We start from the raw sequence: 25048 nt of genomic DNA, 5'->3' as shown, positions 1-25048 counted from the left end.
GATCATTTCATGTATTTCTGTGGAAAATGATTAAACAAAAAAAATAGAAACTTACTTAAACATTCAGGCTAGGTTAAAATACATTATTAAAGAATCATATAATAAAATTGATTTCACACAATTGAAATCTAGCTAGATAGCAGCCCTGAGGTTTTAAAAAAGAAGTAAGGGGTTTCAATATAGTAGTAACCTATAGATTTTGTATTTTTAAAACTTTGATCTAAAAATAAGGATAAAAAAATCATAAAAACAAATATAAAAAGATACCTCTTAAGGAGGAAAAGTTATGTCGGAGTATTTAGTCATTGTGGAATCACCTGCAAAAGCAAAAACAATTGAACGGTATTTAGGGAAAAAATATAAGGTAAAAGCATCAATGGGACATGTTCGCGATCTGCCAAAAAGTCAGATAGGTGTTGATGTTGAACACAATTTTGAACCTAAATATATTACGATCAGAGGAAAAGGATCTGTTCTTAAAGAATTAAGAACGGCAGCAAAAAAAGCAAAAAAAGTATACCTCGCAGCTGACCCGGATCGTGAAGGGGAAGCAATTGCTTGGCATTTAGCTCACAGTCTTGATGTGGACATTCATTCTGATTGTCGAGTTGTTTTCAATGAAATTACCAAAGATGCAATAAAAGAATCCTTTAAACATCCAAGATCAATTAATATGGATCTTGTCGATGCCCAACAAGCAAGAAGAGTTCTTGATAGACTTGTTGGTTACAAAATTAGTCCAATTTTGTGGAAAAAAGTTAAAAAAGGATTAAGTGCTGGGAGAGTTCAATCTGTTGCGGTACGGCTAATTATTGACCGAGAAAAGGAAATAAAGAAGTTCGTTCCAGAAGAATACTGGTCAATTGAAGGTCAGTTTCTAAAAGGACAAAAAGCTTTTGATGCTTCTTTTTATGGAATAGAAAGCAAGAAAAAAGAGTTGAGCTCTGAAGCTGATGTGAAAGATATTCTGAAAAATATTCAAGGAAACAGCTTCAGCGTTGATAGGGTGACAAAAAAAGAACGCAAGAGAAATCCTGCTGTTCCATTTACAACCTCTACTCTTCAACAAGAAGCTGCACGTAAATTAAACTTTAGAGCAAAGAAAACAATGATGATTGCACAACAGCTTTATGAAGGAATAGAACTTGGTAAAGAGGGAACTGTTGGTTTAATCACATATATGAGAACAGATTCGACAAGAATATCAGAAACAGCCCAAACAGAGGCTGGTCATTATATTGAAGAGAAATATGGTAAAGACTATCTTGGTAGTAATGTGAAATCAACCAAGAAGAATTCAAATTCACAAGATGCTCATGAAGCAATTCGTCCAACGTCAACCTTGCGTGATCCAGCGACAATGAAACAGTTTTTAAGTAGAGATCAATTAAGACTTTATAAGCTAATTTGGGAACGTTTTGTATCAAGTCAAATGGCACCTGGTATTTTAGATACGATGAGTGTAGATTTGGTTAACAATGGTGTGATTTTTAGAGCAACCGGTTCAAAAATAAAATTCCCAGGTTTCATGAAGGTATACGTAGAGGGAAATGATGATCAAATCGAGGAAAAAGATCGTCTTTTACCAGATTTAAAAGAAGGCGATGAAGTATTTTCGAAGGATATTGAACCAGCACAACACTTTACACAACCACCTCCGAGATATACAGAGGCAAGATTAGTGAAAACCTTAGAAGAACTAGGTATTGGGCGTCCATCAACATATGCTCCTACACTTGATACTGTCCAAAAAAGAGGTTATGTTGCACTTGATAATAAGAGATTTATTCCTACTGAGCTTGGTGAAATCGTATTAGAGTTAATCATGGAGTTTTTCCCTGAAATTATTAACGTTGAGTTTACTGCTAACATGGAGCATAGTTTGGATGAGGTAGAAGATGGTCAGAAAGAATGGATAAAAATTATTGATGACTTTTATAAAGACTTCTCACCTAGATTAATTAAAGCAGAAAATGAGATGGAGAAAATTGAAATTAAAGATGAGCCAGCAGGAGTAGATTGCGAAGAATGTGGCCATCATATGGTTTATAAGATGGGTAGATATGGAAAGTTTATGGCTTGTTCCAATTTCCCTGACTGTCGAAATACAAAACCGATTGTTAAGGAAATAGGTGTTAAGTGTCCTAGTTGTGAAGAGGGCATGATTGTTGAACGTAAATCAAAAAAACGTCGTATATTTTACGGATGTAATCAATATCCTGAGTGTGAATTTTTATCGTGGGATAAACCAATAGCAAGAAATTGTCCAAAATGTGATAATATGTTGGTTGAGAAAAAGCTTAAAAAAGGTGTTCAAGTCCAATGTATGGAATGTGACTACAAAGAAGAACAACAAAAGTAGGTGAGCCTCTTTAGCTCACCTCTTTATCTTTGTATTATTTCAAACATAGCCATTATTGAACAAAAAATAAATAGTAGTACATAGTTAAGTGATATTGGAGGAATTATCAACATGAATCAAGAAGCTTTTGTAAATGTAATTGGTGCAGGCTTAGCAGGTAGTGAGGCAGCATGGCAGTTAGCTAAAAGAGGTATTAAGGTTCATTTATATGAAATGAGACCTGTTGTACAAACACCTGCACACCACACAGATAAATTTGCTGAATTAGTTTGTAGTAATTCTTTACGAGCAAATACGTTAACAAACGCAGTAGGTGTCCTAAAAGAAGAAATGAGAGTACTTGACTCTGTTATAATAAAAGCTGCAGATGAATGTGCTGTTCCTGCAGGGGGAGCATTAGCGGTAGATCGTCATGAATTTGCTGGGAGAGTTACTCAACTTGTAAAAGAGCATCCAAACGTTACAGTATTTAATGAAGAGATGGGAGAGATTCCTAGTGGACCTACAATTATAGCAACAGGACCGCTCACTTCAAAAAATCTATCAGAACAATTAAAAACTTTAACTGGTGAAGAGTATCTTTATTTCTATGATGCAGCTGCACCAATAATAGAAAAAGATAGCATTGATATGGATAAAGTTTATTTAAAGTCACGTTATGATAAAGGTGAAGCAGCTTACTTAAATTGTCCAATGACTGAAGAAGAATTTGATCGTTTTTATGAAGCATTAATTTCCGCTGAAACAGTACCACTAAAAGAGTTCGAAAAAGAAATATTTTTTGAAGGCTGCATGCCTCTTGAAGTAATGGCTAAAAGAGGAAGAAAAACGATGTTGTTTGGTCCACTAAAACCAGTTGGTTTAGAGGATCCGAAAACAGGGAAAAGACCTTATGCAGTTGTCCAACTTCGTCAAGACGATGCAGCAGGAACGTTATATAATATAGTAGGTTTTCAAACTCACCTAAAATGGGGACCTCAAAAAGAAGTGCTGTCACTCATTCCTGGTTTGGAAAATGCAGAGGTAGTTAGATATGGAGTTATGCATCGTAATACATTTATAAATTCACCAAGACTTTTAAAGGCAACTTATCAATATAAAGATCGCGAAGATCTATTTTTTGCTGGACAGATGACCGGTGTGGAGGGTTATGTAGAATCAGCTGCTTCAGGTTTAGTTGCAGGGATAAATGCTGCTAATCTTGTCTTAGGTAAAGAATTAGTAGAGTTTCCACATGAAACTGCTATTGGGAGTATGGCCAAATACATTACAACAACAAATCCTGATAATTTTCAGCCAATGAATGCGAATTTCGGCATTTTTGCAGAGTTACCGACAAGAATAAAAAGTAAAAAAGATAGAAATGAAATGCATGCTAATCGAGCGATAGAAACAATTCAAAACATTTCGAAAAATTTATAGAAACTATTTGCAAGGGCTACTAAAGTTGTGATAACATTTAGTAGCCCTTGTGAGGTGTTTTGATGAATAATGTTAAGGTTTTATTAAATTTGTTCGTTGAATATTTACAAATTGAGAAAAGTTATTCACAATATACAGTTGTGAATTATGTCACTGAAATAGAAAATTTTGCTTCCTTTATGGAAGAGCAAGCACTCGATCATCTAGAAGAAATTACATATAATGATACACGTTTATATTTGACGGAGTTACATAAAAGAAAGTATTCTAGGAAAACAATCTCAAGAAAAGTATCTGCATTAAGAAGCTTTTTTAAGTTTTTAGTAAGAGAAGGAAAGCTTGATGAAAACCCATTTTCATTAGTGTCATTACCAAAAACAGAGCAAAAAACACCAAAATTTCTTTATGAAAAAGAAATTGAAAAACTGTTCTTAGTCTCAGATTGTAAAACTCCTTTAGGGCAAAGAAATCAGGCGTTAATTGAGATTTTATATGGAACTGGAATGCGTGTTAGTGAGTGCTGTAATATTAAACTTACAGACCTTGACTTTCACATCGGAACAGTTCTTGTTAATGGGAAAGGTGGAAAACAAAGATATATTCCCTTTGGAAGCTATGCATTAGATGCTCTTGAGCAATATATTAAAGAAGCAAGAAATACTCTTACCAGTCAATTAAGTACTCCAGATCAACATACTTATTTATTTGTTAATCACCGTGGTACTCGATTAACTGATCGTGGAGTAAGACATATCTTAAATGAATTAATAAAAAAAGCTTCATCGACACTTCATATTCACCCACATATGTTAAGACATAGTTTTGCAACACATCTTCTAAATGAAGGTGCAGATATGAGGAGTGTTCAGGAATTGTTAGGTCATGTACATTTGTCTTCAACACAAGTGTATACTCATGTGACCAAAGATCATTTAAAAAGAATCTATATGTCCCACCATCCAAGAGCTTAATAGAGAGAACAAGGAGGTAAATATATGAACCAATTTCATGCAACAACCATATTTGCTATTCAACATAATGGTAAGGCTGCAATGGCAGGAGATGGCCAGGTCACTTTCGGTAACGCAGTGGTTATGAAACATACTGCCAAAAAAGTAAGAAAGCTTTTTAATGGTAAAGTTATTGCGGGCTTTGCAGGATCTGTAGCAGATGCGTTCACATTATTTGAGTTATTTGAAAATAGACTTGAAGAATACAATGGTAACTTACAAAGAGCTGCTGTTGAACTAGCAAAAGAATGGCGAAGTGATAAAGTTCTAAGGCGATTAGAAGCAATGTTGATTGTCATGAATGATGAACATTTATTGCTAGTTTCAGGAACTGGTGAGGTTATTGAGCCTGATGATGGAATATTAGCTATTGGTTCTGGTGGTAATTATGCTTTGTCTGCGGGACGTGCATTAAAACGCTTCTCAGGTGAAAGTTTATCTGCGAAAGATATTGCACAAAATGCATTAACAATAGCTGGTGAAATTTGTGTGTACACCAATCTAAATATTATTGTCGAAGAACTTTAAAAAGGGAGGCATATAGATTGAATAAAGAGCTAACACCAAAACAAATTGTTGAAAGACTTGATCAATATATCGTAGGACAAAAAGATGCTAAGAAAGCGGTTGCGGTAGCACTTAGAAACCGTTATAGAAGAAGTCTTCTAAGTGATAAGCTTAGGGATGAAGTTGTTCCTAAAAATATTCTTATGATTGGACCTACGGGTGTTGGGAAAACAGAAATAGCGAGAAGAATTGCTAAACTATCTGGTGCTCCTTTTATTAAAATCGAAGCGACAAAATTTACTGAAGTTGGTTATGTTGGTAGAGATGTTGAGTCAATGGTTAGAGACTTAGTAGAAACTTCGGTTCGCCTTGTAAAGGAAGAAAAGATTGCTGATGTAAAAGGACTTGCAGAAGAAAATGCTAATAAAAGACTTGTTGATATTCTTGTTCCTGGGAAGAAAAAGCAAAGTACAGCTAAAAATCCATTAGAGATGTTATTTGGAGGAGCAGGTGCTAATCAAAGTCAAGATCAGGATGAGACTACTGCTGAAGAAAGTACTATCCATGAAAAACGTCGTCGTATTGCACATCAATTAGCATTAGGTGAATTAGAAGATCAATATGTAACAATAGAGGTAGATGAACAACAAGCATCGATGTTCGACATGCTCCAAGGCTCTGGTATGGAGCAAATGGGAATGAATATGCAAGATGCGTTAGGTAGTTTAATGCCTAAAAAAAGGAAGAAACGAAAGCTAACAGTGAGCGAGGCTAGAAAAGCTTTAATAAATGAAGAAGCTAGTAAATTAATTGACATGGATGAAGTGACTCAAGATGCTATTATTAGAGCAGAGCAGTCAGGAATTATTTTCATTGATGAAATTGATAAAATTGCGGGGAAATCAAAGGGTGGAGCTTCTGCAGATGTATCAAGAGAAGGTGTTCAAAGAGATATTCTTCCGATTGTAGAAGGATCAACAGTGGTCACAAAATATGGATCAGTAAAAACAGATCATGTATTGTTTATTGCAGCAGGAGCTTTTCATATTGCAAAGCCTTCTGATTTAATTCCAGAGCTACAAGGAAGATTCCCAATACGTGTAGAATTAACGAAATTAAGTATAGATGATTTTGTGAAAATATTAGTTGAACCTGATAATGCATTGTTAAAACAATATCAGGCACTAATTGAAACAGAAGGTATACAATTAGAATTTTCTGACGATGCTATACGTAGATTAGCAGAAGTAGCATTTGAAGTAAATCAAGATACTGACAATATTGGAGCGAGAAGATTACATACAATACTTGAACGCTTGTTAGAGGATCTCTCTTTTGAAGCTCCAGACATAAATTTAGAAAAGATTGTCATTACTCCGCAATATGTTGAAGAGAAATTAGGGAAAATATCTAAAAATAAAGACTTAAGTCAATTCATATTATAACAACTTAATATGTTACAGGAGGAACCAATTATGGCTCTATTACAAAAAACGCGTAAAATAAACGCAATGCTTCAAAAAGCAGCAGGAAAACCAGTGAACTTCAAGGAAATGTCCGAAACATTAAGTGAAGTGATCTTGGCAAATATATTCGTTGTAAGCAGAAGAGGAAAGCTTTTAGGGTTTGCAGTAAATCAGTTAATTGAAAATGAAAGAATGAAAAAGATGTTAGAGGATCGTCAATTTCCAGAAGGGTATACAAATAACCTATTTAATATAACTGAAACTTCATCAAATATTGATGTTTACAGTGAATATACGGCATTTCCAATTGAAAATCGTGAATTGTTCAAAAATGGTTTGACTACTATTGTTCCTATTATTGGAGGCGGTGAACGTCTAGGTACTTTGATCTTAGCGAGAGTCCAAGAACAATTTGAAGACGAAGATTTAATTTTGGCTGAATATGGGGCAACTGTAGTTGGAATGGAAATTCTACGAGAAAAAGCAGAAGAAATTGAGGAAGAAGCTCGTAGTAAAGCTGTTGTTCAAATGGCGATAAGTTCTCTATCATATAGTGAGCTTGAGGCAATTGAGCATATATTTGAAGAGTTAAATGGTAATGAAGGCTTGTTAGTAGCAAGTAAAATTGCAGACAGAGTTGGAATTACACGATCAGTTATTGTAAATGCACTAAGAAAGCTTGAAAGTGCAGGTGTTATTGAGTCCCGCTCTTTAGGAATGAAGGGGACATATATTAAAGTTTTAAATGATAAGTTTCTTTTAGAATTAGAAAAAATGAAAGCAAATTAATAAAAAAAGCACTTCTATTATTAAAATAGAGGTGCTTTTTTCTGTTTTATAGATAAACTTAAATTTTTTTGATTTAAAGGTGCTGCAGCATTTGGATAATCATCAAATGTTATTAGCTCATAGAGAGTTTGTTTTCCCTAGGTCTTAGGATTGTTAATAATCGTAATAAGAAACTTTTTGTAGAGTTTCTATTTATTTTCACTAATCTGACTAATAAATCTTGCTATCTGTTATAGTAATTGGAAAAAAATTATATGTAGGGAATTGTCGAAAAATGTGTTACGTTTGTATAAGAAGAAAAAACCCCCTCTATTTCTGTTAAAACCTTAGTATTATGCTACTTTAACATTAAAATTCAGTTAACAATGCACATAGTCCAATAGTCCTTTATGAGAAATATATAGAAAATCCGACTTTTTTTTACAAAGTCTTGATAGACTTTAAGCCTATTATTTCATACAATTGAAATATCAAGTAACAGATTTCGACACTATACTATACGATACGATCGTATTTATTATTTTGTGAGGGGACACTATGAAACTTATTTCAGGCACAATTACAAACTTAGAAAATGCAATATCATATTCGACTGCGAAACAGAAAGTAATATCAAATAATATTGCTAATATAGATACACCAAATTATAAAGCTCAAGATGTACGTTTTAATAAAGTTCTTACAAATGAAATGAGTAAGTTTAATGCAATTAAAACAAATGAAAAACACATAGATTTTGGTTCCGCATCTGGCGGTCATCGAATTGTAACGAAAAATAATACCAACTATCAACACAATGGAAATAATGTAGATATTGATCAAGAAATGACTGAAATGGCAAAAAACCAGATACAATATAATGCGTTGATTGATCGTTTAAGTAGTAAATATAATTCGTTAAAAACAGTAATTAAAGGTGGAAGGTAATTATGTCAATTTTTCATGCAATTAATACATCTGGTTCTGCATTAACAGCACAAAGAGTTAGAATGGATGTTATTTCTTCAAATATGGCTAATATGGATACAACTAGAGGGCAATTTATTGATGGTGAATGGCAACCATATCGGAGAAAAATGGTTGTTACTCAGCCTAATGGTGCTAATTTTTCGTCTTTTTTGAATAAAGCAATGGGATCTTCAGCTAAAACAGATGGTGTGAAAGTTACTGAAATAGTAGAAGATGATACACCATTTGAACTTATCTATGACCCAGAGCATCCAGATGCGAATGATGAAGGATATGTTGCTATGCCAAATGTTGATCCATTAAAAGAAATGGTTGATTTAATAAGTAGCACACGCTCATATGAAGCCAATGTAACTACTATGAACGCAACAAAGGGAATGTTAATGAAAGCTTTAGAAATCGGGAAATAGGTGAGATAAATGATAAATCGCGTTAGTCCATTTCAAATTGCAACACAACAACTACAACAAACACAACTACAACAAAAACCAGCAATCGGATTAGATAAAAATTCTGCTACAAATAAAGTAAGCTTTGGCGACTTCTTGAAAGAATCAATTAATCAAGTTAACCAAGCACAAGCGAATTCTGACAAAATGACGAATGCTCTTGCTAGTGGTCAGAATGTTGAATTGCATGATGTAATGATTTCTGCTCAAAAATCAAGTGTTTCATTAACAATGGCTGTTGAAGTAAGGAACAAAGTAATAGAAGCCTATCAAGAAATGATGAGAATGCAAGTTTAATAACGAGTTGATGTTATTGGTAAGAAATATCGCATGTCATCGTAACCGGGGGATTTCATGGAATGAACGAGAAATTAACGAACACTAAAAATAAATTATTAACTATTTGGCAAGGCAGAACCAAAGGACAAAAAACACTAGCAATAGTTAGTACGATTTTATTTTTTGTAATAGCTGGTTCGCTAACTTATTTTATCTCTAAGCCTAATTTGGTCCCTCTATACTCAAATCTCTCACCTGCAGAGACAGGGCAGATAAAAGAAACGTTAGATGCTAAAGGAGTTAAATCAGAAATTATAAATAATGGTTCATCAATCTTGGTTCCTAGAGAACAAGTTGATACCTTGATGGTTGAACTTGCTGCAGAAGGAGTTCCAAATTCTGGAGTTATTGACTATTCCTTTTTTGGTCAAGACACTGGTTTTGGTATGACAGATAAAGAGTTTGATGTTATTAAACTAAAAGCCACACAAACTGAGTTAGCAAACTTAATGAAAGGTATTGAGGGAGTAAATGATGCAAGTGTAATGATCAATCTTCCAACTGAATCAGTTTTCGTAGGCGATCAAGTTGAAGGTTCATCTGCATCAGTTGTTCTTAACCTAAAACCTGGTGCTCAGTTAGATCAAGAGAAAGTGAATGCATTATTTCATTTAGTTTCTAAAAGTGTACCAAATCTTACTACAGATAATATCGTCATAATGGACCAAAACTTTAATTATTATGACCTAAATAATGGAACGAACTCATCTCAAGGTGCAAATTATGCCTCACAGCAAGAAATTAAATCGCAAATTGAACAGGATATTCAACGTAATGTTCAAAAACTTCTAGGCACAATGATGGGTCAGGATAAAGTTGTTGTAGCGGTAACTACTGATATAGACTTTACCCAAGAAACGAGAGAAGAAAACCTAGTTTCTCCAGTTGTTGAAGGAAATGATGAAGGTATTGCTGTTAGTGTTGAAAGAATAACAGAAGCTTATACAGGTAATGGTGCTGCAGCTGCTGGTGGTGTTAACGGTGCCGGTGCAGAGGATATTCCAGGATATGAAGGAGCAGCAGAGGGTACTGGTGATGGTGATTACGAACGTATTGAAGAAAGAATTAATAATGAAGTCAATCGTATAAATAAACAAATAGTTGAAAGTCCATACAAAGTTCGTGATTTAGGAATTCAAGTAATGGTTGAACCACCAGATCCAGATGATCCACTATCTTTTACTCCTGAAAGAGAAGAAGATATTCAACAAATACTTTCTACAGTCATTCGAACTTCTATCAACAAGGAAGCTAATGAAGAACCTTTAACTGATGAAGAAGTTGCAAATAAGGTAGTAGTATCTGTTCAAGCCTTTGATGGAAAACAAGAATTTGCTGAAGCTGAAGCTGGACAAGTAATTCCAATGTGGATTTGGATTGTAGCAGGGGTACTATTATTGGCAATTATTATTCTAATAATTTTATTGGTTAGAAAGAAAAAGCAAGAAAATGAAGAATTTGAAGATGAAGAATTTGAAATTCAAGATCCAATTAATGTACAGGATATAAATAATGAAGTTGAAACTGAAGGAACTGTTCGTAAGAAACAACTAGAGAAAATGGCAAAAGAAAAACCGGAAGATTTCGCCAAACTTCTACGTACATGGATTTCAGAGGATTAGGGGGTTAAGATATTGGCTAGGAAAGAAAATAACACGTTAAATGGGAAACAAAAAGCTGCCATTCTCTTAATCTCTTTAGGTCCTGAAGTGTCAGCATCAGTTTATAAACATTTATCAGAAGAAGAAATTGAAAAACTAACTTTAGAAATATCAGGTGTTCGAAAAGTTGAAGCGAATAAAAAAGAAGAGATAATTGAAGAATTTCATGATATTGCAATGGCTCAAGACTTTATCTCACAAGGTGGTATTTCATACGCTAAGCAAGTGCTAGAAAAAGCGTTAGGTGAAGAAAAAGCATCAAGTATTATTCACCGTTTAACATCATCATTACAGGTAAGACCTTTCGATTTTGCTAGAAAAGCTGATCCATCCCAAATTTTGAATTTTATCCAAAATGAGCATCCACAAACAATCTCACTCATTTTGTCTTACCTAGAGCCAGCACAATCTGGACAGATTTTATCTGAACTTCCACAAGAATTACAAGCGGATGTTGCTAGAAGAATTGCTGTTATGGATCGAACAGCACCAGAAATCATAAATGAAGTAGAACAAATACTAGAAAGAAAATTATCTTCAACTGTGACTCAGGATTATACACAAACTGGTGGTATTGAAGCAGTTGTTGAAGTATTAAATGGTGTAGACAGAACAACTGAAAGAACCATTCTTGATTCATTAGAAATCCAAGATCCAATGCTTGCAGAAGAGATTAAAAAGAGAATGTTTGTATTTGAAGATATTGTGACTCTTGATAACCGTGCAATTCAACGTGTCATAAGAGATGTAGAAAACGATGATTTAATGCTTTCGCTTAAAGTTGCTAGCGAAGAGGTACGAGATGTTGTATTCAAGAATATGTCTAAACGAATGGTAGACACATTCAAAGAGGAAATGGAATATATGGGCCCTGTAAGACTCCGAGATGTAGAAGAGGCTCAATCAAGAATTGTTGGAGTGATTAGACGACTTGAAGAAGCAGGTGAAATAGTCATTGCCCGTGGTGGAGGAGATGATATTATTGTCTAGGCTTATAAAGTCACATTTTACTAGAAATACTCAAGATGGAAGACAAATATCAGTTCAAACCTTACAAGACATACTAAGTGACAAATATAAAGACGTACATGATCCGGAAGTATCACTTCAAACGTCGTTAATTATTCAATCTGCAAATGAAGAAGCAAATCGAATTCTTAAGGAAGCAATAGAAGAAAAAACTAGAATAATGGAACAGATCAGTCATGAGAAGTCATCATGGGAAGTAGAACGTGAACAAATATATGAGCTAACAAGACAAGAAGGATATGCAGAAGGTATTGAGCTTGGTAGACAAGAATCATTAAAACAATATGAATCAATTATTTTTGAATCTCAAAGAATCGTTGATTTAGCTAAATCTGAATACGATGAAAAAATCCAGATGTCAGAAAATGAGATATTAAGTCTAGCAATTAAAGTAGCTGAAAAAGTCTTGAATAGTACTTTAGTCAATGATCCAGAAAGCTTTTTACCTATTGTGAAAAAAGCACTACTTGAAGTGAAGGATTATGAAAATATCAAAATACACATTCATCCTGCTTATTATGAGTTTGTTATAAGTCGGAAGAACGAAATTCAAGCACTTGTGACAAATAGCACAGACATAAATATTTATGCTAATGCAGAATTAAATGAGACTGATTGTTTTATTGAATCTGCTTATGGACGGATTGATATAAGCATTGATACTCAATTAGATCAACTTAAAAAACAACTAATAGAATTTTTAAACAGAGGTGATCACTAATTGAGAGCAATGGATCTTATTTCAACAATTAACACAATAGATTCCTATAAACGATTCGGTAAAGTTAAGAGAGTTGTTGGGTTAATGATTGAATCACGAGGACCCGAAAGCTCAATTGGAGATTTATGCTACATTTACACAGGATCTAATCAAAAAACGAGAATACCAGCTGAAGTTGTAGGCTTCAAAGATGAAAATGTTTTATTAATGCCTTATTTAGAAGTAACAAATATTTCACCTGGAAGTATTGTGGAGGCAACAAATGAGCCTCTTAAAATAAAAGTAGGTACAAGCTTAGTAGGGCGGGTCATAGATGCTTTTGGTCAACCACTAAGTGAATCTAGTTTACCAAAAGGGTTAACAAATGTTCCGACTGATCAATCTCCACCAAATCCAATGAAACGTCCTCCTATTGATGAGAAGATTGAAGTAGGAGTTAGAGTAATTGATAGCCTACTGACTGTAGGTAAAGGCCAACGTGTTGGTATTTTTGCAGGAAGTGGTGTTGGTAAAAGTACTTTAATGGGAATGATTGCTCGTAATACAAATGCTGATTTAAATGTCATCGCACTAGTAGGAGAGCGTGGTCGAGAGGTTAGAGAATTTATTGAACGAGATTTAGGACCTGAGGGGTTGAAGCGTTCAATTGTAATTGTTGCTACTTCAGATCAACCTGCATTAATGAGGATAAAGGCTGCTTATACAGCAACGGCTGTGGCTGAATATTTCAGGGATAAAGGTTTAAATGTCATGTTTATGATGGATTCTGTTACTCGTGTTGCGATGGCTCAACGTGAAATTGGCTTAGCTGTAGGAGAACCACCTACTACTAAAGGTTATACACCATCTGTTTTTGCGATATTACCGAAGTTACTTGAACGAACTGGCACAAATGAAAAAGGAACAATCACTGCATTTTATACTGTTCTAGTTGATGGTGATGATTTAAATGAACCAATTTCAGACACAGTTAGAGGGATTTTAGATGGTCATATTGTTTTAGATCGTCAATTAGCAAATAAGGGACAATTTCCTGCAATTAATGTATTAAAAAGTATTAGCAGGGTTATGAATCAAATTGTCGATGAAAGTCATAAAGCTTCTGCAACTAAATTACGAGATCTTCTTTCTACTTATTTAAACTCAGAAGATTTAATTAATATAGGTGCATATAAACGAGGCTCATCAAAAGAAATTGATGAAGCTATAAGGTATTATCCTAAAATTATTTCGTTTTTAAAGCAAAATGTTGAAGATAAGGTAACAATTGATCAAAGCATCTATTCTCTAATAGAGTTTATGGAAAAAGGTGAGTTTTAATGACTTTTCAATTCCGATTTCAAAAAGTAATGGATATTAAAGAAAATGAAAAAGAAAAGTCACTAGCAGACTATAATCAATCTGTTAATGATTTTGAAAATATGGCAAATAAATTATATGAATCTTTAAAACAAAAAGAAGTACTAGAAGAAAATACTTTATCTAGGCTTGATAAAGGAATTTCCGTTCAAGAAATTCGCCATTATCAGCAATTCGTTAGTAATATTGAAAAAACTATTTCACACTACCAAAAGCTAGTTTCACTAACTAGAAGTAGAATGAATGAACAACAAGTTAAATTAATGCAAAAAAATATTGAAGTAAAAAAGTATGAGAAATTAAAACAAAAACAACAAGAAGATTATTTAGTTGACTTGAAATATATAGAGAACAAGCATATGGATGATCTTTCGATTCAATCATATATGTATCGTGGAAATTAGGTGATATAAAAAATGGTAAATGAAAATGAAAAACAGGATTATGGGAAAATCCAGTGGTTTTTCTTTGTTGTTTTGATTCCTATTCTCTTCACGATTACTTTAGTAGTTGTCATTTTATCTGTTGCAGGGTTTGATGTTATAGGTAAATCAAAAGCTGTGTTACAAAAAGTACCGGTTATTGAAAATTTATTTAAAGAAGAACAAACAGAAACCTCAGACACATTAGAGCAAAAAGCTTTACAGGAAGAAGAAAATGAGAAATTAAATCAAACAATTGAAGAACAAACAACAATGATTAGTGCCTTGGAGAAAGATGTAACTTTAAAAGAAAAAGAAATCCAAAAACTTAATCAAGATATTAGTTCTTTAGAAAAACAACTAGAAGAAATAAATAAATCCTCAGAATCTGAAACTAAAGCAAAAGATATTGGAAAGTTATACGATAATATGACAAGTAAAAAAGCAGCTGAGATTATTCCTAATCTATCTCAAGATGATGCAATGCTTATTCTAACTTCATTAGATGATAAGCAAGTTGCTGATATATTGACAAAGATGACTGTTGAAGATGCTGTTAAGTTTACAAATCTTATAGCAACTAATGGACAGTAGAAAGGGGGTGAAAGAGTGAAAGTTTCTCCGTTATTGCAGATGTTAACTCAGAGTAGTGGTCAAGTACAGACTAACCCAAAGCCAAAAGGCTTAATATTTAGCCGTTTTCTTGAACAAAGCCATGTCCAAAATCATGCTTCTATAAGTAAAAGTGCTCTAATAGTTGAAGATTCTACTTCTTTTAAAGAACTTTTTAAAGAATTATCAACCTTTTTAGAAAGTCATTCACTCGGTCAAGGGGAAATTAATCACCAATATGCACTTAAAGTTGAAGAACCTTCATCTATTTCCTTAATTAGTGAGACAATAAATAGCAAATTAGAAGAATCAAAAACTTTTAATGAGTTAATAGAAAATATGAATCAGCCTGATACAATAGTTGGAGTGCTTACAATTGTGAAAGCAATTGAAGATTCAGCTGACGGAAGCATTGATTTAACTTCACTTTTTTCTAAAATAAATAGTGTTTTAGAAAGTGAATTTAAAGGTTATAGTCTTCAAGAACCACAAAGCATATCTAGTATAATCCAAGAAATTGATAAATTAAGTTCTGATGAAAAAAGCTTAATTGAAGGTCAAATATTATTATCTAGATGGGCTTTGACTAATAATTCCTCAACTGTGTTTATTGCAGATAAGTTAATAACTGCTAATAATAACTTACAAGATATTAAAAAAAGTTCTTTAGTAAAACAAGAATTAAGCAATAACATAATAAATCAGCTTTTTAGTAATTCCGTCAATAATGGACTCGAAAACACATTGAAGTCAATTTTCACTAAGATGGACTTTTCTAAAGTTCAAGCTGTTTTTCAACAAACTGTTCAAAGTCTTTACGGTAATGAGTTGATTAGTGAACCGAATATAGTATTCGGATCAAACAATCAGAATATGACCGTTAGCTATCAAACTTTCACACAAAAAAATAACTTGTTCACTAGTGAAGAAATATTAACAAAATCCACTGGTTTCATGCACCTAGAACCTAGTAAAAGCATAGAACATGATATAAAAGAAGAAGTAGAGAGTACTAGAGAACTCTTTCAAAAGTTGGGCTTAACCGAATTAGTAGAAGAAGCAGGAATAAATCTTCCATTCTCGGAGAAAATAACCATTCTTGAAAAGCAAACTCAAAGCAACAACCAATCTGAAAAGGGTTCTAACTTGGGTGGTTTTGACTTATATGGACAATTATTAAAACAAATTTTCGTAATAAATAGTGAGACGATAGCTCAAGATCATTTTCAAACTAATTTAACTAGTTCACAAAGTACAGACTATTCAACTCTGAAAAATATGGACAAGACAGTAGATCTTGAACATCTAATGAAGGATATGAAACTCCTTTCTAAAATCATTGATTCACTTTCGACAGAGACAACTCCTTTGATTGAGAACCTACTTAATATCTCTAAAGTTGTAGGTGAAGTTGCAGATGAATTTTCATTAGATATTAATGATGTTATGAATGAAATTGGAAAGATTATTGACTTAAAGGAAAACTTATCAAATAATCATCTTCAAGTAATTTCTGACACGCAGAATAGCATAAAAGAGAATTTAGCTATCCCATTAATAAATGGTATTCACACATTGATTAAGGGCATCTATTTACTACCGAATAATTCAGAAGTTGATAAATCACAACTATATATTAAGATCGAAAATTTGTTAAAGGGTAAATTATTTAAAGAAGATTCAATAATTACAGAAGAGACTTCGCTAATTGATAAAACTAAGATTGAAGGTATGTTAAAAACTCAATTATTTGAACTCAATTCAATAAATGAAAATAAACATAGACTTATAGAAAATCTACCAGCTTTATATGAAAAACTGGCTAGCATTTTTTCAAGAGAAAATAAGTTAACGAAAATGAGTGAAAATGTTTTTAATGAAGAAGCTGTATTTAATGATCTAAAAGATAACAAGTCTTTATCAATAAATTCAACAACAAAACCAGAATCAACAGTAAATGATCTTTTGAATTTAAATAGTCAAAAAGATAATGGTTTAAAATCAAACAAGATAATAGAAGAGCAATTTATTCTAAAGTTAGATAGATTTGTTGTTAACTATCAGGCAGATTCTAATGGTAATCAAAAATCAGAAGCAAATCTTCGTCAGGAGTTTACAAATCAGCTAGTAAATGCCTTTAAAAATAGTAGATTTGGGCAAATGCCTAACGGTGCTAATCAATTGGTCATTAAATTAAATCCAGTACATTTAGGTGCACTAACTGTTAGATTGGTTCAAAAAAATGGAGAGATGATAGCTCGGATTATCACTTCAACTAAGTCAGCAAAGGAATTGCTCGATCATAGTATTCATCAATTGAAACAAGCTTTACCATCAATACAGATTGAAATTGAGCGATTTGAAATTCCCACTGAGCAACAAGCAAAAAACCTGAAAGATCATTCTGAACAAAACCATAAAAATGAAAAAGAACAACAAAAATCGGAGCTAGAAGAACAGCAGGAGAGCGAAAAAAGCTTTATTGATAATTTGAAAGAATTATTAAACAAAACGGTATAAGGAGGGTTAAAAATGACATCAATTGATCCTAGTTTACTTATAGCTAATAAGCCATCAGCTACAAGAACAGGAAGTTCAAATCTTGGAAAAGATGAATTCTTAAAAATTCTAATGACACAGCTCCAAAATCAGGATCCCTTAAATCCCATGGAGGATAAAGAATTTATCGCACAGATGGCACAATTTTCTACACTTGAACAAACAACTAACATGGCAAGTATGATGGAAAAATTCATTAATGTTCAAAATCAAAGTGATTCAATTCTTAAATATTCCGAAATGATTGGTAAAAAAGTTGAGTGGAAGAACAGTGAAGCTGAGACAGGGATTGGTATTGTAAACTCTATTAAGAAGACTGAAGCAGGTATTATGTTAGAACTTGATAATGGTAAAGAAATTTCAAGTGATAATATAGTGAAAGTAACAAAAACTGAGTAAGTGAATAAGAAATGTCTATAAAAATTGACCATTTTCATTACCAGCAAATCAAACCTCAAAACCTGTCAAAAACTCAGAATGATTTTAAACAATTATTAAATAATGAACTTGTTAATTCAGAATTAAAAATTAGTAAACATGCACAAGAACGATTAATAGAAAGACATATAACATTAACTAATGATGAATGGTCATCAATAGAAGCAAAAATGACTGAAGCTAGAAAAAAAGGTGTGCAGGATTCACTAGTGTTAGTTAGTGAAGCAGCTCTAATTATTAATGCTAAAAGTAACACTGTCATAACCGCTATGGATCGTGAAGAAGCAAAAACTCAAATGTTTACTAATATTAATGGGGCAATAATTATGGATTAATGGCTGGACCTATATTGGAGGCCATAAGCTGTGGAATGATAGAAGCAGTTTACTATATGAAACTAAAGGGAGAGAAAAATAAATGTTACGTTCACTATATTCTGGAATCAGTGGGATGAAAAATTTTCAAACAAAGCTAGACGTAATTGGTAATAATATCGCTAATGTAAATACTTATGGATTTAAAAAATCACGTACAACTTTTGCTGACCTTGTTAACCAACAAATCTCTGGTGCTTCAGCAGCGACACAAACTCAAGCAGGTACAAATCCACAGCAAATTGGTCTTGGTTCGAAAATTAATTCAATTGATACTATTCATACATCAGGTTCAACACAGACAACTTCAAGAACATTAGATGTTGCTTTAGCAGGAGATGGATTTATACCAGTTGCTACAATAAATGACATTAGTAAAATCAATATTGATCAAGGAAATCAAGTTGGAAATAACTTAATCATTGGTGCCATTGATGGTGCAGTAGATATGAATTATACTAGATCAGGAAATTTATATTTAGATGATCGAGGCTATCTAGTAACAGCTGAAGGTATGTTAGTTGTTGGTGAAGCAGGTCAAAAGACTGTTCCAACTGCCCAAGCGATCACGAAATCTCAAAATGCATTGAATGGAATAGGTAATTTCACAACACCATTTGGTAATATGACAACAAGTTTAGAAGATATATCAAAGCAAGCCAATGATTTAATGAATGTTTATCAGGAATACAGCGATGCACAATCTAATTACAATAAAAATGAAGCACCTACAACAAATGGTCCTTTATATAACGTAATGGTTAGCTCATATAATGCATTAACTTCAGTATTAGGACAGTTTAACACAGCAGCCACTGGATTTAATACAGTTGCAACAGGATTTCGAACTAGTGTAAATGCTCCTAATCTAAATGGTGCAGTAACTACATTTAATAATGCCCAGCCAACAGGAGCGATCGTTAAAGAATTCACAACAATTGTAAATTCAATTGCTGGGACTTATCCAACTGCTGGACCAGGTCAAGGAAATGTAGTGCCTAATAATACATTAACGCAAATGAACGACTTAATTTCTACTTTAAATAATTACATGGTTGACTTAGAGAAAATCGGTCAAGGTGTAGTAAACTTTGAATCACTTGCTTCAGATCTACAAGATCCAAAATTTTCAAACAAACTTAGTGGTGATGCAGGATTAATTCAAATACCATTAGATGCTCAAAGCTTTAGTATTGGACCAGATGGTACTGTTACATTTGTTAACAAGAAGGGTGAGTTAAACCTAGCAGGACAAATTAGAGTTGCAATGTTTGCAAATCCAGGTGGTCTAGAAAAATTAGGTGGTAACTTATTTAAACAAACAGCAAATTCAGGCTCTATAGATAAAAACAATAACGGAATTCAGCTTAACGAATTAAATATAGCTGGACAAGATGGAGCTGCTTCTATAATTGCTGGTGCATTAGAGATGTCAAACGTTGATTTATCTGAAGAATTCACAGAAATGATTGTCGCTCAACGTGGGTTCCAATCAAATACGAAAATTATTACAACCTCAGACGAGATCTTACAAGAACTAATGGGCTTAAAACGTTAATAAGGGGGAAAGGGGCTGACCTACTTACAACAGTATGAGACAGTTCCCTATAAATCTATGATCCAATTAACTAGATTAAACGGCAAGTCATTTTCCTTAAATGCTTTATTTATAGAAGTTATTGAATCATTTCCTGATACAACGATTACTTTATCAAACAATCATAAGTATGTTGTAAAAGAATCTGAACAAGAGGTATGTAAAAAAATTGCTATATTTTATCATGAGATTAACGTTTTGTCGCTAAGGAAGGACTCGGAGGTATTGGACGATGAATAAGAAGCTTTTAAGTATTATGCTTGTCATTATCGTATCTATTACACTTATTGGGGTAACAGCACTAGTTGTTGTTATGAAATTTTTAGGAGATGAAGATGAGCACAAACAGCCGTCAGCAAAGGAAGTTGTTGAAGCATCTGTAGATATTCCAGAGATCACTACAAATTTATCCAGTGGTAATATAGTACGTTTGTCATTTAAGATTGAAACAGATTCAAAAAAAGCCAAGGAAGAATTAACACAACGTGAGTTCCAAGTTCGCGATATTATTATTTCTGAATTAGGCAACATGACAACTGAACAGATTGAAGGCAAAGAAGGCATGGACAAGTTTAAAGAATTAATTAAACAAAAAATAAATGAATTAATGCAAGAAGGCAAGGTCAATAAGGTTTATACCACTTCCTATATCCTTCAATAGAATATGACAATTATAATAGGAGGTGAAATCTTTGGCGGGTGATATCTTATCACAAAGTGAAATTGATGCCTTGCTGTCTGCTATTTCCACTGGTGAGATGGATGCAGACGAACTGAAAAAAGAAGAAACAAGTAAAAAGGTAAAAGTTTATGACTTTAAAAGAGCTTTAAGGTTCTCAAAAGATCAAATTAGAAGTTTGACAAGAATTCATGATAATTTTGCAAGATTATTAACAACGCATTTTTCAGCACAACTGAGAACTTATATTCAAATAGCTGTTGGATCAGTTGATCAATTGCCTTATGAGGAGTTTATACGTTCAATTCCTAAAATGACTGTTCTTAATGTGTTTGAGGTTCAACCTTTAGAAGGTCGAGTTCTTATGGAAGTAAACCCTAATATAGCATACGCAATGATGGATCGGGTTATGGGGGGGTTAGGTTCTAGTGTTAATAAAATTGAGAATTTAACTGAAATAGAAACAAAGATTATCTCTAATATTTTTGAAAAAGCTTTAGAAAATTATGCAGAAGCATGGGATTCGTTAATTGAAATCGAACCGATGATGTCGGAATTTGAAGTTAACCCACAGTTTCTACAAATGGTTTCACCAAATGAAACGGTCGTTGTTATATCACTCAATATTCAAGTAGGCGAAACTAGTGGAATGATTAATTTGTGTATTCCGCATGTTGTTCTTGAACCTATCATACCAAAGTTATCTGGACATTATTGGATGCAATCTGATAGAAAAGAACCAAAACCAAATGAAATTGAAGCTCTTAAAAAACAAATTCATTTGGCAGATCTTTTGATATCTGCTCAACTTGGCTCATCTGATTTGTCAATACAAGATTTTCTTCAGTTGCAAATAGGAGATGTTATCCAATTAGATAGCACCATCGACCAACCATTAGTAGTTAAAATTGGTGATAAGCCAAAGTTTACTGGACAACCAGGGAAATTAAACAAAAAAATAGCGGTTCAAATTATTGACCACTTATCGAGAGGTGACGAAGATGGTGAGTGATGGAATGTTATCACAGGATGAAATTGATGCTCTATTAAAAGGATCAAGCGATGATAATGACACCCCTGCTGTGACAAGTGAGAATAGTAGCGAAAATGATCAACTTAAAACAGAAGATTATTTTGATGCAATGGAAGAGGATGCTATTGGAGAGATAGGTAATATCTCTTTTGGAAGTTCAGCAACAGCTCTTTCAACACTACTACAGCAGAAGGTTGAAATTACGACTCCAAGTGTATCCGTTGTTCGAAAAAGCAAACTAGGAAAGCAATTTCAGCATCCATATGTTGCGATTGAGGTGAATTATACTGAAGGTTTTTCAGGAAGTAATCTCTTAGTCATTAAGCAAAGTGATGCGGCAATCATTGCTGATCTGATGATCGGTGGTGATGGAACAAATCCTGATGAAATGTTAGGGGAAATTCAGGTTAGCGCAGTCCAAGAAGCAATGAATCAAATGATGGGATCTGCTGCGACGTCTATGTCTACTATTTTTAATAAAAAGGTAGATATATCTCCACCTAGAGTAGAGTTACTTGATGCAAATGAAACAGATAATGCTGAAATACCTGATTCAGATTTGATGATCCAAGTTTCTTTCAGACTTAAAATAGGTACATTAATTGATTCAAATATCATGCAATTATTACCTTTATATTTTGCAAAAGATTTAATTGATCAATTAATTAATCCTAAGCAAGAAGCAGCAACGATAGAAGCTGTTAAAGAAGTTGTTGAAGAATCAACAACTCCACAGGCAGCTTACAGTCAGCAGCAAAATCAGCAAATTCCGCAACAACAACAGCAATATGATCAACAACATATGCATCAACCACAGCACATGGGACAACCTAGTCAGCCTATGTATACAGCTCCTCAGCAGTATACACAAAGAGAGCAACCAACAGTTAATGTTAAGCCTGCTGAATTTGCTTCATTTGAGCCTATGCAATATCAACAGCAGGAAATACAAAACCTTGATATGTTACTAGACATCCCATTAAAGGTGACTGTTGAATTAGGAAGAACTAAACGATCAGTAAAAGAAATTTTAGAATTATCATCTGGATCTATCATTGAATTAGATAAACTAGCAGGAGAACCTGTAGATATTTTAGTTAATAATAAAATAGTGGCAAAAGGTGAAGTTGTTGTTATTGATGAAAACTTTGGGGTTCGTGTAACTGATATAGCAAGTCAATCAGAGCGTTTAAACAAACTTAGATAAATAATTATTATTAGGAGTGGGGATATTATGGCACACAGAATTATGATCGTTGACGATGCAGCATTTATGAGAATGATGATTAAAGATATTTTAACGAAAAATGGTTATGAAGTAGTAGCTGAAGCTGCAGATGGAGCACAAGCTGTTGAAAAATACAAAGAGCATCAGCCGGATTTAGTAACAATGGATATTACAATGCCTGAGATGGATGGAATTCAAGCATTAAAAGAAATTAAACAAATCAATGGTAGTGCAAAAGTTATTATGTGTTCTGCAATGGGACAACAAGCAATGGTAATAGATGCGATTCAAGCCGGTGCAAAAGATTTTATTGTAAAACCATTCCAAGCAGATCGTGTATTAGAGGCTATCGGAAAAACATTAAGCTAAAGGTGGAGTGAAATTGCTTCATAGAATATACCTCATATTGTTGCTATTATCTGTTTTTATTATTTCTCCGCAAACTACAACAGTAGTATTTGCGGAGGAATCATTAGATGAAAGTGTTTTTGATAATATAAAAAATCAAGATACAACTGAAAATAACAATGAAAATAGTACTGTAGATAATAATCAAGAAGTAGAAGATGTTTCTGAAGTTGAAACTAGTGATATATCTGTATCTGCATTTGATTTTATTAAAATGTTTGGTGCTTTGGCCTTTGTTCTTGCGTTAATTTATTTTTTACTGAAATTTGTTACGAAAAGAAATAGGCTTTCTTACCAAGGTCAAGGCATTGTTAATATGGGTGGCACAAGTATTGGTCAAAGTAAATCTATCCAAATGATCAAAGTAGGAAAGCGAATTTTGGTTGTTGGTGTAGGTGAGTCCATTACATTATTAAAAGAGATTGATGATGATGAAGAAAGCCGAGATTTGATTGAAGAGTTTGAACGAAAGCAAGATCAAATGATCGAACCTAAGGATATTATTAATAAAGTTACAACAATTATTTCAACTCATAAAAAAAATCAACCTGAACAAAAATCTAGTCAAACATTTTCATTACAATTTAACGAACAATTGAAAAAGTTAAAGGAAGAAAGAGCGAAACAGCTTGAGGATGTTAAAAGAAAGGGATTAGGCAAGCATGAATGAGTTTATGGAGTTTTTTAATAATAGTGATGCGGAAAATGTCAGTACGTCTGTAAAGTTACTATTATTATTAACAGTACTATCAATTGCCCCAAGTATTTTAATACTAATGACGTGCTTTACGAGAATTATTATTGTTCTTTCGTTTGTTCGTACCTCTTTAGCTACACAACAAATGCCACCAAATCAAATCTTAATTGGTATTGCTTTGTTTTTAACCTTTTTCATTATGGCTCCAACATTTTCAGAAGTAAACGAACAAGCATTAACACCGCTTTTTAATGAAGAAATTGGTTTAGAAGAAGCCTATGAACGTGCAGCAATTCCATTTAAAGAATTTATGAGTAAGCATACTCGACAGAAAGATCTAGCATTATTCCTTAATTATGCGGGGATTGAAAAACCAGCAACAGTAGAAGATATTCCACTAACTGCACTTGTTCCAGCATTTGCTATTAGTGAAATTAAAACAGCCTTTCAAATTGGATTTATGATATTTATTCCATTTTTAGTTATTGATATGGTAGTTGCTAGTGTTTTAATGTCCATGGGTATGATGATGCTACCTCCAGTTATGATTTCATTACCTTTTAAAATTCTTTTATTTGTATTAGTAGATGGATGGTATTTAATCATTAAATCGTTGTTACAAAGTTTTTAGAACGGGTGATAATAAATGAGTTCAGAATTTGTCATTTCACTGGCAGAAAAGGCTGTATATACGACATTAATTATTTGTGGGCCTCTATTATTATTAGCCTTAATTATCGGTCTTGCTGTTAGTATTTTTCAGGCTACTACTCAAATACAGGAACAAACACTTGCATTTATTCCGAAAATTGTCGCTGTTTTACTAGGATTAATCTTTTTTGGTCCTTGGATGCTAACAACACTTGTGTCTTATGCACAAGATATCTTTGGAAACTTAAATAGGTTTATAGGGTAGAA

Annotated in this window: 27 protein-coding genes; all 27 read left to right on the top strand. The window is 33.2% G+C overall.

Annotated features, from left to right (window positions below; all coding sequences use genetic code 11):
* Positions 1 to 286 precede the first annotated feature (286 nt).
* A complete protein-coding gene (gene topA, locus FS935_RS06205) occupies positions 287 to 2362 on the top strand; it encodes a type I DNA topoisomerase (protein WP_146946717.1) in 2076 nt (691 codons plus the stop codon).
* Positions 2363 to 2473: 111 nt separating this feature from the next.
* Positions 2474 to 3784, top strand: a complete 1311-nt coding sequence (trmFO, locus tag FS935_RS06200) for an FADH(2)-oxidizing methylenetetrahydrofolate--tRNA-(uracil(54)-C(5))-methyltransferase TrmFO (protein ID WP_146946716.1) — start codon at positions 2474 to 2476, stop codon at positions 3782 to 3784.
* Positions 3785 to 3846: 62 nt separating this feature from the next.
* On the top strand, positions 3847 to 4755 hold the full coding sequence (gene xerC / locus FS935_RS06195; protein WP_146946715.1) for a tyrosine recombinase XerC: 909 nt from the start codon (positions 3847 to 3849) through the stop codon (positions 4753 to 4755).
* A gap of 24 nt (positions 4756 to 4779) precedes the next feature.
* Positions 4780 to 5322 carry an ATP-dependent protease subunit HslV gene (gene hslV / locus FS935_RS06190; protein WP_146946714.1) on the top strand — a complete coding sequence of 181 codons (543 nt, stop codon included), beginning with the start codon at positions 4780 to 4782 and terminating at the stop codon, positions 5320 to 5322.
* Positions 5323 to 5339: 17 nt separating this feature from the next.
* Positions 5340 to 6746, top strand: coding sequence for an ATP-dependent protease ATPase subunit HslU (gene hslU / locus FS935_RS06185; protein ID WP_146946713.1), 1407 nt, complete (start codon positions 5340 to 5342; stop codon positions 6744 to 6746).
* A gap of 30 nt (positions 6747 to 6776) precedes the next feature.
* Entirely contained in the window at positions 6777 to 7556 is a 780-nt protein-coding gene (gene codY / locus FS935_RS06180; protein ID WP_146946712.1) for a GTP-sensing pleiotropic transcriptional regulator CodY, read from the top strand.
* 537 nt (positions 7557 to 8093) lie between these two features.
* Positions 8094 to 8483, top strand: coding sequence for a flagellar basal body rod protein FlgB (flgB, locus tag FS935_RS06175; RefSeq protein ID WP_146946711.1), 390 nt, complete (start codon positions 8094 to 8096; stop codon positions 8481 to 8483).
* Between the two features lie 2 nt (positions 8484 to 8485).
* Positions 8486 to 8935, top strand: coding sequence for a flagellar basal body rod protein FlgC (gene flgC, locus FS935_RS06170; protein WP_146946710.1), 450 nt, complete (start codon positions 8486 to 8488; stop codon positions 8933 to 8935).
* A gap of 9 nt (positions 8936 to 8944) precedes the next feature.
* Complete coding sequence (gene fliE / locus FS935_RS06165) at positions 8945 to 9271, top strand: flagellar hook-basal body complex protein FliE (protein WP_146946709.1); 327 nt, start codon at positions 8945 to 8947, stop codon at positions 9269 to 9271.
* A 62-nt stretch (positions 9272 to 9333) separates the two neighbouring features.
* The gene (gene fliF, locus FS935_RS06160; RefSeq protein WP_146946708.1) at positions 9334 to 10935 is read left to right on the top strand and encodes a flagellar basal-body MS-ring/collar protein FliF; all 1602 of its coding nucleotides are present in this window, start codon (positions 9334 to 9336) and stop codon (positions 10933 to 10935) included.
* Between the two features lie 12 nt (positions 10936 to 10947).
* Entirely contained in the window at positions 10948 to 11964 is a 1017-nt protein-coding gene (gene fliG / locus FS935_RS06155; RefSeq protein ID WP_146946707.1) for a flagellar motor switch protein FliG, read from the top strand.
* Positions 11957 to 12724, top strand: a complete 768-nt coding sequence (gene fliH, locus FS935_RS06150; protein WP_158638552.1) for a flagellar assembly protein FliH — start codon at positions 11957 to 11959, stop codon at positions 12722 to 12724. Before fliG ends, fliH begins: the two co-directional genes overlap by 8 nt.
* A gap of 9 nt (positions 12725 to 12733) precedes the next feature.
* Positions 12734 to 14044, top strand: coding sequence for a flagellar protein export ATPase FliI (fliI, locus tag FS935_RS06145; protein WP_168714471.1), 1311 nt, complete (start codon positions 12734 to 12736; stop codon positions 14042 to 14044).
* The gene (gene fliJ, locus FS935_RS06140) at positions 14044 to 14487 is read left to right on the top strand and encodes a flagellar export protein FliJ (protein WP_146946704.1); all 444 of its coding nucleotides are present in this window, start codon (positions 14044 to 14046) and stop codon (positions 14485 to 14487) included. Before fliI ends, fliJ begins: the two co-directional genes overlap by 1 nt.
* Positions 14488 to 14499: 12 nt before the next feature.
* The gene (locus FS935_RS06135; protein WP_146946703.1) at positions 14500 to 15099 is read left to right on the top strand and encodes a MotE family protein; all 600 of its coding nucleotides are present in this window, start codon (positions 14500 to 14502) and stop codon (positions 15097 to 15099) included.
* 15 nt (positions 15100 to 15114) lie between these two features.
* Positions 15115 to 17637: a flagellar hook-length control protein FliK gene (locus FS935_RS06130; protein WP_146946702.1), complete on the top strand. Its 2523-nt coding sequence runs from the start codon at positions 15115 to 15117 to the stop codon at positions 17635 to 17637.
* Positions 17638 to 17649: 12 nt separating this feature from the next.
* A complete protein-coding gene (gene flgD / locus FS935_RS06125) occupies positions 17650 to 18075 on the top strand; it encodes a flagellar hook assembly protein FlgD (protein WP_146946701.1) in 426 nt (141 codons plus the stop codon).
* An 11-nt stretch (positions 18076 to 18086) separates the two neighbouring features.
* On the top strand, positions 18087 to 18449 hold the full coding sequence (locus FS935_RS06120; RefSeq protein WP_146946700.1) for a TIGR02530 family flagellar biosynthesis protein: 363 nt from the start codon (positions 18087 to 18089) through the stop codon (positions 18447 to 18449).
* A gap of 82 nt (positions 18450 to 18531) precedes the next feature.
* The gene (locus tag FS935_RS06115; protein WP_146946699.1) at positions 18532 to 20046 is read left to right on the top strand and encodes a flagellar hook-basal body complex protein; all 1515 of its coding nucleotides are present in this window, start codon (positions 18532 to 18534) and stop codon (positions 20044 to 20046) included.
* 57 nt (positions 20047 to 20103) lie between these two features.
* Positions 20104 to 20325, top strand: coding sequence for a flagellar FlbD family protein (locus tag FS935_RS06110; RefSeq protein WP_146946698.1), 222 nt, complete (start codon positions 20104 to 20106; stop codon positions 20323 to 20325).
* Positions 20318 to 20746, top strand: a complete 429-nt coding sequence (gene fliL, locus FS935_RS06105; protein ID WP_146946697.1) for a flagellar basal body-associated protein FliL — start codon at positions 20318 to 20320, stop codon at positions 20744 to 20746. The genes FS935_RS06110 and fliL overlap by 8 nt, the downstream gene beginning before the upstream one ends.
* Positions 20747 to 20777: 31 nt before the next feature.
* The gene (fliM, locus tag FS935_RS06100; protein WP_146946696.1) at positions 20778 to 21776 is read left to right on the top strand and encodes a flagellar motor switch protein FliM; all 999 of its coding nucleotides are present in this window, start codon (positions 20778 to 20780) and stop codon (positions 21774 to 21776) included.
* Positions 21766 to 23004, top strand: a complete 1239-nt coding sequence (fliY, locus tag FS935_RS06095; RefSeq protein ID WP_146946695.1) for a flagellar motor switch phosphatase FliY — start codon at positions 21766 to 21768, stop codon at positions 23002 to 23004. Before fliM ends, fliY begins: the two co-directional genes overlap by 11 nt.
* A gap of 27 nt (positions 23005 to 23031) precedes the next feature.
* Positions 23032 to 23394 carry a chemotaxis protein CheY gene (gene cheY, locus FS935_RS06090; RefSeq protein WP_146946694.1) on the top strand — a complete coding sequence of 121 codons (363 nt, stop codon included), beginning with the start codon at positions 23032 to 23034 and terminating at the stop codon, positions 23392 to 23394.
* A gap of 13 nt (positions 23395 to 23407) precedes the next feature.
* A complete protein-coding gene (locus tag FS935_RS06085) occupies positions 23408 to 24103 on the top strand; it encodes a flagellar biosynthetic protein FliO (protein ID WP_146946693.1) in 696 nt (231 codons plus the stop codon).
* Positions 24096 to 24761 (top strand): flagellar type III secretion system pore protein FliP, encoded by a 666-nt coding sequence (fliP, locus tag FS935_RS06080; RefSeq protein WP_146946692.1) that lies wholly within the window; start codon positions 24096 to 24098, stop codon positions 24759 to 24761. Before FS935_RS06085 ends, fliP begins: the two co-directional genes overlap by 8 nt.
* Positions 24762 to 24776: 15 nt before the next feature.
* Positions 24777 to 25046: a flagellar biosynthesis protein FliQ gene (gene fliQ / locus FS935_RS06075; protein WP_146946691.1), complete on the top strand. Its 270-nt coding sequence runs from the start codon at positions 24777 to 24779 to the stop codon at positions 25044 to 25046.
* Positions 25047 to 25048 lie beyond the last annotated feature (2 nt).

This window comes from Metabacillus litoralis (genome assembly GCF_007994985.1).
Lineage (GTDB): Bacteria > Bacillota > Bacilli > Bacillales > Bacillaceae > Metabacillus > Metabacillus litoralis.
This window is presented reverse-complemented; position numbering and strand designations above follow the sequence as displayed.

Bases quoted from the DNA above. Each gene is read 5' to 3' on its own strand.
- flgD (WP_146946701.1), top strand. From the start codon at position 17,650: ATGACATCAATTGATCCTAGTTTACTTATAGCTAATAAGCCATCAGCT.
- xerC (WP_146946715.1), top strand. From the start codon at position 3,847: ATGAATAATGTTAAGGTTTTATTAAATTTGTTCGTTGAATATTTACAA.
- FS935_RS06135 (WP_146946703.1), top strand. From the start codon at position 14,500: ATGGTAAATGAAAATGAAAAACAGGATTATGGGAAAATCCAGTGGTTT.
- fliF (WP_146946708.1), top strand. From the start codon at position 9,334: ATGAACGAGAAATTAACGAACACTAAAAATAAATTATTAACTATTTGG.
- fliJ (WP_146946704.1), top strand. From the start codon at position 14,044: ATGACTTTTCAATTCCGATTTCAAAAAGTAATGGATATTAAAGAAAAT.
- FS935_RS06120 (WP_146946700.1), top strand. From the start codon at position 18,087: ATGTCTATAAAAATTGACCATTTTCATTACCAGCAAATCAAACCTCAA.
- fliE (WP_146946709.1), top strand. From the start codon at position 8,945: ATGATAAATCGCGTTAGTCCATTTCAAATTGCAACACAACAACTACAA.
- flgC (WP_146946710.1), top strand. From the start codon at position 8,486: ATGTCAATTTTTCATGCAATTAATACATCTGGTTCTGCATTAACAGCA.
- flgB (WP_146946711.1), top strand. From the start codon at position 8,094: ATGAAACTTATTTCAGGCACAATTACAAACTTAGAAAATGCAATATCA.
- hslV (WP_146946714.1), top strand. From the start codon at position 4,780: ATGAACCAATTTCATGCAACAACCATATTTGCTATTCAACATAATGGT.
- fliY (WP_146946695.1), top strand. From the start codon at position 21,766: ATGGTGAGTGATGGAATGTTATCACAGGATGAAATTGATGCTCTATTA.
- trmFO (WP_146946716.1), top strand. From the start codon at position 2,474: ATGAATCAAGAAGCTTTTGTAAATGTAATTGGTGCAGGCTTAGCAGGT.
- fliL (WP_146946697.1), top strand. From the start codon at position 20,318: ATGAATAAGAAGCTTTTAAGTATTATGCTTGTCATTATCGTATCTATT.
- fliI (WP_168714471.1), top strand. From the start codon at position 12,734: ATGGATCTTATTTCAACAATTAACACAATAGATTCCTATAAACGATTC.
- FS935_RS06115 (WP_146946699.1), top strand. From the start codon at position 18,532: ATGTTACGTTCACTATATTCTGGAATCAGTGGGATGAAAAATTTTCAA.
- codY (WP_146946712.1), top strand. From the start codon at position 6,777: ATGGCTCTATTACAAAAAACGCGTAAAATAAACGCAATGCTTCAAAAA.
- fliQ (WP_146946691.1), top strand. From the start codon at position 24,777: ATGAGTTCAGAATTTGTCATTTCACTGGCAGAAAAGGCTGTATATACG.
- fliP (WP_146946692.1), top strand. From the start codon at position 24,096: ATGAATGAGTTTATGGAGTTTTTTAATAATAGTGATGCGGAAAATGTC.
- topA (WP_146946717.1), top strand. From the start codon at position 287: ATGTCGGAGTATTTAGTCATTGTGGAATCACCTGCAAAAGCAAAAACA.
- FS935_RS06110 (WP_146946698.1), top strand. From the start codon at position 20,104: ATGATCCAATTAACTAGATTAAACGGCAAGTCATTTTCCTTAAATGCT.
- cheY (WP_146946694.1), top strand. From the start codon at position 23,032: ATGGCACACAGAATTATGATCGTTGACGATGCAGCATTTATGAGAATG.